This window comes from Lysinibacillus sp. CNPSo 3705 (assembly GCF_028674935.1).
Taxonomy (GTDB): domain Bacteria; phylum Bacillota; class Bacilli; order Bacillales_A; family Planococcaceae; genus Lysinibacillus.
In genome coordinates this window covers 1-9,433 of sequence record NZ_JAQZSD010000108.1, presented here as the reverse complement: position 1 = coordinate 9,433, position 9,433 = coordinate 1, and the positions used below count along the sequence as shown (strand labels likewise).

Genomic DNA, 9,433 nt, shown 5'->3' with positions numbered 1-9,433 from the left:
CATGTTTGATGTCCAAAATTTTGTTTCGTTCACTAACTCGAGGTTAGCTAGTAAAAACTTTATTGATTACGTTTTGCTTGTTCAGTTTTCAAGGTTCATACCGTCGCTGTTTAACAGCAACTTTTATATAATATCATGTCGTTTACTCGTTGTCAACAATTAGTTTTTTAATTTAAAACTCATTTGTTTTTCAACGGTTATCTTAACGACTCTTATTACTATACCACAATATTTTTGTTTTGCAAGCATCTTATAAAAAATATACTAAAGCAGTTATCCCTAACACACCCGGAATACCTAATATTGCAATTGTGAATACTGAAAATAGATTAATCGGCACATTATATCCTGCATACCCTATTCCTAAGTGAATAAGAAATAACAGTAGAAAAGCGAAAGCAAATCTAAACCAAAACACAGACATTCCTTCTAAAATTTTACCCATCTTGGCATGTCTTATTATTATATAAAGAAAAAGAAGCACTACAGGTACACAAAAGCTCATAATTACTAACCACGACATATGGTTTCCCCCTCAAAAATATAATTATGAAAGTTTATGTTTCCTGTTTTGCTTCTATGAGTATTATTTATACCTATGCATTAACTTATTTTTAGCGATGCTGAAATAAGTTTAAAAACTATTATTTAATTAATACTCTACGAATTCTAGCTTCCTTGAATAAATAAAAATGTATACTCTCCGCTGCTTTTCGTTGAGCAATTACTTCTAAATCATAGTCATCTAGTAGTTCTTCAATTATCTTCGCCTGCTGCAAATCCTCTTTTGTTCCTTTTATAAGATTCACAAGCTTGTCATCGAATTCTTTTTTTAATTTTCCCTTACTGCGGAAGAACATATTAATCCCTCACTCACAATTCTCGGCGACCTTCCATTGCCTTCGATAACGTTACTTCATCTGCATATTCTAAATCTCCACCTACTGGTAGTCCGTGAGCGATCCGTGTTGTTCGAATACCAGATGGCTTCACTAGACGAGAAATATACATAGCTGTTGCCTCTCCCTCAATCGTTGAATTCGTAGCTAAAATAAGTTCTTGAACATTCTCATCTTGCAAACGAACTAGTAGGGACGCGACATTTATATCCTCTGGACCAATACCATCCATAGGTGAAATAGCTCCCTGCAATACATGATACATACCATTGAAATCGCGCATTTTTTCCATCGCAATTACATCTTTTGTATCTTGGACAACACAAATAATAGAATGATTTCTTTGTTTGTCTGTACAAATATGACATGGATCTACATCAGTTATGTTGCCACATACGGAACAGTAGCTTAAATTTCGCTTCGCATCAATTAATGCCTTTGAAAAGGATAAAACGTCATCCTCTTTCATTGTTAACACAAAAAACGCCAGACGAGCCGCGGTTTTCGGCCCGATACCTGGCAATTTCATAAAACTATCAATCAGTTTCGATATTGGTTCTGGGTAGTACATTTATTTACCTCCTAGAACGGAAGATTCATGCCTTGAGTGAATTTACCCATTGTTGCATTCGTTTTTTCATCTACTTTTTTCAGTGCTTCATTTGTAGCAACAACGATTAAATCTTGTAGCATTTCGATATCGTCTGGATCTACTACTGATGGATCAAGATTTACTTCTACAATTTCACGTTGACCAGTTACAGTTACTTTCACCATACCGCCACCAGCTGCACCTTCAAATTGCTCTGCATTTAAAGCCTCTTGAGCCTCCATCATTTCCTTTTGCATTTTTTGCATTTTTTTCATCATACCTTGCATATTTCCCATTCCACGCATAAACATATTCCTCCTAAATGATTAATCTTCAACAATCTCAATAAAATCTTTACCAAACAGCTTTTCCGCTTCCGTTACAAGTGGATCTTGTGACGCAAGTGGTTGAGCATCATCGATAAACGGCCCTTCCGACATATCTACCGGAGGTGGTTCTAATAATTCCATTTCATGATCAGTTTCATCCTGAGAAGATTTTTTCTGCTGCTGTAAGCCATGATCACGAATAAACTCTTCACGTAATTTTAACCAAGCCTCTTCTGGCGTACAAAGCATTTCGTACATAGTACCAGTTTGCCCTGCAATTAATTGTGTGAATTGAGCTTTTAGGGATTGATTATCAGCAACCATTTGACAATGAATATCATACTTGAATTTTAACACAAAAGCACTTGAAGATGCCGCAACAGGTTCAGCCTCTGCCAAAAGAGCTGATTGAGATTTTTGCATTTGACTTAATGCCTGTGCCCAAACTGATTTAATACGTTGCACATCTTGCTTTGTAGCATCCTTTAGTATCTCTTGAATACGGCCTGTTGGTGCTTTATAGCCATTCGGACTTTTTGCTCGCGGGCGCTGTTCTTTTGGTGTTTGCGCCGTTTGCATAGGAGCACCAGCTTGTAATTGAGCTGATAGTTGTTGCACCATCTGCTCAAGCGCCACAATTTTTTGGGCGAGCTCCGGGCTCATAGCTACCTCGCCTGAAGTGGTAGTCTGACCAACTGCACCACCCGAAAACTGCACCATTTTAAGTAATGCTGTTTCCAAATAAATCTTAGTATGGTGGGAGAATCGCATTTCTTGCTGTGTTTTGGCTAAAATATCAATGTAGCCATATAGCAAATCCGGTGCAAAATCATGCGCTAATGTAAACACTCGCTCCTCTGGTGATACTAGTTCTAATAATTCGGCCAAATCTTCACTTGTTTGCAGTAATAATAAATCTCGGAAAAATGTAATTAAGTCCTCAGAAAGGCGAAGAGGATCTTTCCCATCCGCAATAAGTTGTTCTAATAACGCAAGCATTTGCGCGACATCTTTTACTTTAAGAGCTTCTGCTAACTCATAGAAAACTTCCTGACTAATAGAACCTGTCACAAGCAATGTATCCTCAAGCTTCAACTTTTCTCCACTAAAGGATACAACCTGATCTAATAGGCTTAAAGCATCACGCATACCACCCGCTGCTGATTGTGCGATTACCTTTAAACCTTGTTCCTCAAACGGTAACTCAATATCTTCTAATACAACTTTCATGCGCTCAATAATATCACTGGTCGAAAGACGCTTGAAATCAAAGCGCTGACATCGCGAAATAATCGTTGCGGGCAATTTATGAGGCTCTGTCGTTGCTAAAATAAATACAGCATGTGAAGGTGGTTCTTCTAACGTCTTTAAAAGGGCATTGAAAGCACTTGTAGAAAGCATATGCACTTCATCAATGATATACACTTTAAATCTGCTACTCGCAGGAGCAAATCGAACTTTCTCAATGATGTCTCGTATTTCTTCAACGCGTGAATTAGACGCCGCGTCAAATTCAATAACATCTGGGTGAGAACCGTCTGTAATGCTTAAACAAGTAGCACATTCATTACAAGGCTCTTTTGATGGTGCATGCTCACAATTTAAAGCTTTTGCAAAAATTTTAGCTGTACTTGTTTTCCCGGTACCACGTGGGCCAGAAAATAAATAAGCATGTGTTGTTTTATTCGCTAGGAGAGCATTTTGTAGCGTTCTTTTGACATGTGCTTGACCAGACATTTCTCGGAATGATTGCGGTCGATACACACGATAAAATGCTTGATACGTCAATGGATTCCTCTCCTCTTCTTTATTATATAGAATAGTTCTATTATAGCATTTACCTCATTATTTATAAAATAGTGTCATCGTTTTTCTAAAGCTTCGGGACAATTCTTTCACTTTCTGTAGGTCCGCCGTACAATTTATAACTTTCTTAAACGTGTTGGTGATTAACCTTCCATCCCTAAAAATATTATAAAATCATAAAAAAAACGCATCCGCCTTTTATAGACGGATACGTTTGAATTGGCAATTTAATGCCGTGCACCTTTCTTCGACAGCCGCACATAAGCGTTACTCTTGTCGTTAGCTCAGATTAGGCAACCCCGCGGCACATGAATAAGACCACTTAATGCTGCTTCCTTCCGGACCTGACATGGTTCATGGGTATCCATTGCGCAGGACCCAATCGTCAACACTACGTGCAAAAGGCAGACCAAACAATACGGACAGCCTCTAAAAAGGAATTCAGTCTCGCTAGAGCGGATTGCGAGTTACAGGACACCGCTACCTTCCCACCTAGCACGGCAATAACTAGTATACTGACTGTTTTCATAAATTGCAACTTAATATGCATAATATTTGTTTGGAACATTCTGTCTGCATTGTAAATAAGAAATTATTAATCCGTTATGCCTCGGCATAATTGTAGCTGTTTACCTTGCTTTCACGCCAATAAACAATGCCTCTGGAATTGGCTTTGTACTTAGATCTGCATGAGGGCCGACACGATGTCGGTCATTTCGGTAATGCCATAGGACGTGGCGTTTTTATCGATCCAGATCAGTTAGCTTTATTTCACGGATGCGATAATTTAAGCTAATATCCTATAAGAACTACATTACGATTCTATGATAGCCATTGAAAAGTGACTTAGTACCGCATTCATTTCCCTTCTATAAAGTTGAGCGACTTCTGTATCTAAAGAAAAAAGTTAAAAAAAATAAAAAATCTGTTGACTTAAATTTTGAAATATGATAAATTAAATCTTGTCGATAAGACAACGTAACAAAACAATATGGAGGTATACCCAAGTCTGGCTGAAGGGATCGGTCTTGAAAACCGACAGGCGGGTAACACCGCGCGGGGGTTCGAATCCCTCTACCTCCTCCATTTTTAAAATACCGACTACGAATGTAGCCGTTTTTTTTGCTTGAAAATTATAGTAACATTTATTAGATGCCACTTCCACTTAGGTTGTGGTATTTTTTTATTGTAAATTAAGATGTTATAACTATGAAAAAATCTATAGCATTATTTCATCTAGACCAATGCACTTTCATTCAAAAACTACTTTTCGCCCAACGCAATATGAAAAGTAGTGGTACAATTACATTTTATTTCAAACACGCAAACGAGCTTTTTAGCATAATGCTCGTTAATATTATTAGGGAGGATTTTTTTATGCACTCGAAGTTTTACATATCTCGTGCTTCCCTCACTTGGGTTTTAACAATCGCTCTGTTAACTGCTATTGGTAGTGAAATTAAAATAATGCCTTTCGCTGATACACCTTTTCGTTTCGGATTAGGAAGTATTATTTTCTTTTTGTGTACTCTACTAAGACCTACACCGATCATTTTTGCTGGATTTACTACGAGTATCGTGACAACCATTTTTCGAGTTATCATTAATTACACTTTACATGATGTTCCAGTAGCCGATAGTTTACTAATACATTTACCTGCCGCCGCCTTTTATATAATGTTTGCAGTATGCCTACAAATTCTAAGCATTCATCAATATAGAGAAAAACCATTATTGCTTGGATTGCTAGTTGCATTTAGTGAAGTATTCAGTAATTTAGTGGAACAACTATTTCGTTTTTTTATAAATTCTTATACGTTTTTATTTCTTCATGATTTACTTATTTTATTAGCAGTTGCTTTATTACGTAGCTTTTTTGTTGTTGGTATTTATAGTTCTATTTTAATTGCTGAGCAAAAAAAACGTGTTCAAGAAATGCTTACGATCGGCTCAGATTTATATGTTGAGGCACTTTATTTAAAAAAATCGATGAACGATATAGAAGCCATAACAATCAATGGGTTTGAATTATATCGACAATTAAAATCGCTAGGTTATCATGCAGAAAGTTTACAGGCACTTCATATTGCCCAGGAAATTCATGAAGTGAAGAAGGATTCACAACGCATTTATGCAGGTATTTCTAAAATTGTTGGTGAAAAGAGCTTTGGCTCCCTTAGATTGTCAGAATTATTACATTATATCGAAGATGGGAACAGTAAGTACGCTAATTTTCTCGGGAAAGAAATTGAAATTAACCTAAATATTGAAATCGATTTTCAAACGAAGGAACATATTGCATTACTTGCACTTTTGAATAATTTAACAGCTAATGCTATAGAAGCAATTGAAAATCAAGGTATCATTTCTATTGCCATTCAACAGCAACAGGATGATACTGTAATAACAGTATGTGATAACGGGAAGGGCATTCCACAAAATAATCTCTCTATTATTTTTGAACCTGGATACACTACAAAATACAATGTAGACGGTGTCGCAGCAACAGGTATTGGTCTTTCACATGTTGCTGAATTAGTAAATAAATTAAATGGCTCAATAACCGTTGAATCAAATACTCAAAACACGATGTTTAAAATTACAGTTCCTACGCAAACTATTCAAACGGGAGAGACTTAAATGAGGTATTTTATTGTAGATGATGATCGCGCAAGTCGGGTCATGTTAAAACAAATTATTGAAGATAGTGGCTTAGGCACAGTTATTGGTGAAGCACGTAATGGTGAGGACGCCATTCCACAAATTTTAATGACACAACCTGAATTTGTGTTGATTGATTTACTCATGCCCAAGCTTGATGGAATAGCAACAGTCGAACACCTTATTCAAAATCGTTTTGAAGGACAATTTGTCATGATTTCTCAAGTTGTGAATAAGGAAATGGTTGGTGAGGCATATAAGCAAGGTATAGATTTCTTTATTCATAAACCGATAAACCGTATTGAGGTTGAAAATGTTTTACGTAAAACAACTGAACAATTTCGCCTAAAAAATTCATTGCTTATTATCCGCCAATCCCTTACAAATATTGATCTAAGTGAACAAATAAATCATAAAGCAACGTCACGCGATCATATTCAATCTATCTTAAATGATATGGGTATCGTTGGTGAGATTGGAAGCGAAGATATTATAGCTATCATTGAAACATTACTTGCGCATCAGCACAAAATTGCACCACTTCCACCATTAAAGGAGCTTTATGAGGAGGTTGCAGTTGTCACAAAGGCTACACCAGATGAAATTTTGAAGGAAAGTAAAGCCATTGAACAGCGGGTGCGCCGTACTATATTAGCAGCGATGATAAATCTCGCCAATTTAGGTGTCGTAGATTATACCAACTCCGAATTTGAATATTATGCACCTCGATACTTTGACTTTAAAGAAATTCGTCATCTGATGACGCAGATAGAAGATCACGGAAATCGTAAAGCAAAGGTTAATATTAAGAAGTTTATTCAGGTGTTATATTCAGACATTTTAACTAAAGTAAATTAATTTTCTCGGATTTTGTCGGATTTCATAAGTCCTCTGTATTATTAAAGTAAGGCAAGTCCTAAAAATTTTAATATTAGGAGGTACTAAGGTTTTGAAGAAGAAATTTAGAATCAGTTTAGCCACTCAAATTTTAGTCGGTTTGATTTTAGGGATTATTATTGGTGGTATTTTTTACGGAAACCCCAAAATTGAAACATATCTACAACCTTTAGGTGATATTTTCCTTCATCTAATTAAAATGATTGTTGTACCGATTATTATTTCAACTTTAATCGTTGGTGTTGCTGGTACTGGAGATATGAAACAGCTTGGACGATTAGGCGGAAAATCGCTTATTTACTTCGAGATTATTACAACAGTAGCAATTGTCATTGGTTTACTTTCCGCAAACTTATTCCAACCAGGCGCGGGTATAAACATGAACGAGCTCTCTCAAGGAGATATTTCAAAATACGTTGCCACTACAGAAGAAGTACAGCATGAGGGACCATTTGATATTATTGTAGGCATTGTACCAACAAATATCGTTCAGGCAATGTCTGAAGGTAATATGCTTGCGATCATCTTCTTCTCAGTTATTTTTGGTTTAGGGGTTGCTGCCATTGGCGAACGAGGAAGACCAGTATTAGACTTCTTCCAAGGGGTAGCAGATACGATGTTCTGGGTAACTAACCTCGTAATGAAATTCGCTCCAATTGGGGTATTTGGTTTAATTGGTGTAACCGTTTCCAAATATGGATTCGCTTCCCTAATACCACTTGGTAAACTCGCTATACTTGTTTATGCAACAATGCTATTCTTTATCTTTGTCGTTCTTGGTCTTGTGGCCAAATTTACAGGTATCAGTATCTTCTTCTTAATTAAAGTACTAAAAGATGAGCTGATTTTAGCGTTCTCAACAGCAAGTTCTGAAGCTGTGTTACCGCGAATTATGATGAAAATGGAGAAACTAGGTGCTCCTAAGGATATCGTATCCTTTGTTATTCCAACCGGTTATTCCTTTAACTTAGATGGTTCTACACTGTACCAAGCTATTGCTGCATTATTTATTGCTCAAATGTACGGTATTCACCTAAGCATTGGTGAACAAATTACGTTAATGCTTGTATTAATGGTTACATCTAAAGGGATTGCAGGTGTTCCAGGAGTATCATTCGTTGTGCTTCTAGCAACATTAGGTACTGTCGGCATTCCAATTGAAGGTTTAGCATTTATCGCAGGTATCGATCGTATTCTCGATATGGGACGTACAGTCGTTAACGTAATTGGTAACTCACTTGCATCTTTAGTTATGGCGAAATGGGAAGGCCGTTTCGATTCAGAGAAAATGAAAAATTACTTTAATGAAAATAAAAATTTAGCATAAAAATTAAAAAAATCCTCACGATGTATGGATGGCATCGTGAGGGTTTTTTTATTTTTGATCACTTAATACTTTATCTAAATAGTTAATAATAGATTCTTTTCCATTTGCAAGTGCCTCTTGAGCACGTACGTCATCTTTTTCAAGCTTTACCTCAGCGGCTGCCACAATACGCTCTGCATCTTCCAGTGGCACGACAACGACACCGTCCACATCCCCAATAATATAATCACCGGGGCGAACAGAAACGCCTCCAATAGCAATAGGAACATTTACTTGGCCACCGCCGTTTTTATTGCCAGCTGCTACCGTTGTGCCCAGTGAAAATACGGGAAAGTCTAGTTCACGAATAGCTGCCATATCACGAATAACACCATCAACGACAAAGCCCTGTACACCTATACCCTTCGCTAATGAAAGGACAAAATCACCAGCAACTGCACGATTGGTATTCCCTTTAGCGTCAATTACTAAAATATCCCCTTCTTGAGCAGCTCGAATGGCTTCCAAAACTGCACCATTTTCACCATCTGGTAAGCGTACTGTTACCGCACGGCCAGCTATTTTAAAATGATCTGCTAACGGTTTAATATCACTGCGTAAATTCGTATGTCCTCCTGTCGCATCTGAAACTACAGTCGTTGGCAAATGCTTAAAACTTACTTCCACCTTTGTCATCTATAACACCCCTATTATAATTTACGAAAGCTTTACACAATTATTGTAAATAAAACTCATCTACTATTTCAATAAATTTCAGAAAATTACGTAATTTATGTTGCTACTAGCATTAATAATTGTTAAAAAGATCCATAGTTTTTGATTAAAAATACTTTTGCCTACAGGAGAAAATTGTATAAATGTATTTATAGTAAGGTACACATAAACTTACTTTTATATAAAAATAAATATATTAAGTATAAGT

Annotated in this window: 9 protein-coding genes, 1 tRNA gene and 1 other RNA gene; 4 read left to right on the top strand and 7 right to left on the bottom strand. The window is 36.6% G+C overall.

Translation table 11 applies throughout. From position 1 onward, the window contains the following. Window positions 1–250: 250 nt before the first annotated feature. From PVA17_RS23830 to ffs, 6 genes are all read right to left on the bottom strand, one after another. A complete protein-coding gene (locus PVA17_RS23830; RefSeq protein ID WP_132364634.1) occupies window positions 251–523 on the bottom strand; it encodes a pro-sigmaK processing inhibitor BofA family protein in 273 nt (90 codons plus the stop codon). 121 nt (window positions 524–644) lie between these two features. Continuing rightward, the gene (locus PVA17_RS23825) at window positions 645–860 is read right to left on the bottom strand and encodes a YaaL family protein (RefSeq protein WP_132364636.1); all 216 of its coding nucleotides are present in this window, start codon (window positions 858–860) and stop codon (window positions 645–647) included. 13 nt (window positions 861–873) lie between these two features. Then, the gene (gene recR / locus PVA17_RS23820) at window positions 874–1,470 is read right to left on the bottom strand and encodes a recombination mediator RecR (RefSeq protein ID WP_132364638.1); all 597 of its coding nucleotides are present in this window, start codon (window positions 1,468–1,470) and stop codon (window positions 874–876) included. An 11-nt stretch (window positions 1,471–1,481) separates the two neighbouring features. Continuing rightward, a complete protein-coding gene (locus tag PVA17_RS23815; RefSeq protein ID WP_132364640.1) occupies window positions 1,482–1,796 on the bottom strand; it encodes a YbaB/EbfC family nucleoid-associated protein in 315 nt (104 codons plus the stop codon). 21 nt (window positions 1,797–1,817) lie between these two features. Continuing rightward, complete coding sequence (dnaX, locus tag PVA17_RS23810) at window positions 1,818–3,608, bottom strand: DNA polymerase III subunit gamma/tau (RefSeq protein ID WP_132364642.1); 1,791 nt, start codon at window positions 3,606–3,608, stop codon at window positions 1,818–1,820. Window positions 3,609–3,859: 251 nt separating this feature from the next. Then, an RNA gene (gene ffs / locus PVA17_RS23805) (signal recognition particle sRNA large type) lies at window positions 3,860–4,127 on the bottom strand. Window positions 4,128–4,619: 492 nt separating this feature from the next. On the opposite strand from ffs, the gene PVA17_RS23800 reads away from it, so the two are divergent. The 4 genes from PVA17_RS23800 to PVA17_RS23785 all read left to right on the top strand — a co-directional run bounded on the left by PVA17_RS23800 (window position 4,620) and on the right by PVA17_RS23785 (window position 8,511). Continuing rightward, window positions 4,620–4,712: transfer RNA gene (locus PVA17_RS23800), tRNA-Ser, on the top strand. 291 nt (window positions 4,713–5,003) lie between these two features. Then, on the top strand, window positions 5,004–6,266 hold the full coding sequence (locus PVA17_RS23795; RefSeq protein ID WP_274069197.1) for an ATP-binding protein: 1,263 nt from the start codon (window positions 5,004–5,006) through the stop codon (window positions 6,264–6,266). Further along, window positions 6,267–7,145 (top strand): response regulator, encoded by an 879-nt coding sequence (locus PVA17_RS23790; protein WP_142510997.1) that lies wholly within the window; start codon window positions 6,267–6,269, stop codon window positions 7,143–7,145. A 91-nt stretch (window positions 7,146–7,236) separates the two neighbouring features. Beyond that, on the top strand, window positions 7,237–8,511 hold the full coding sequence (locus PVA17_RS23785; RefSeq protein ID WP_132364648.1) for a cation:dicarboxylate symporter family transporter: 1,275 nt from the start codon (window positions 7,237–7,239) through the stop codon (window positions 8,509–8,511). A gap of 48 nt (window positions 8,512–8,559) precedes the next feature. Here the strand turns inward: PVA17_RS23785 and PVA17_RS23780 are convergent, their stop codons facing one another. Further along, window positions 8,560–9,186: an RraA family protein gene (locus PVA17_RS23780; RefSeq protein WP_274069196.1), complete on the bottom strand. Its 627-nt coding sequence runs from the start codon at window positions 9,184–9,186 to the stop codon at window positions 8,560–8,562. Between the last annotated feature and the right edge of the window lie 247 nt (window positions 9,187–9,433).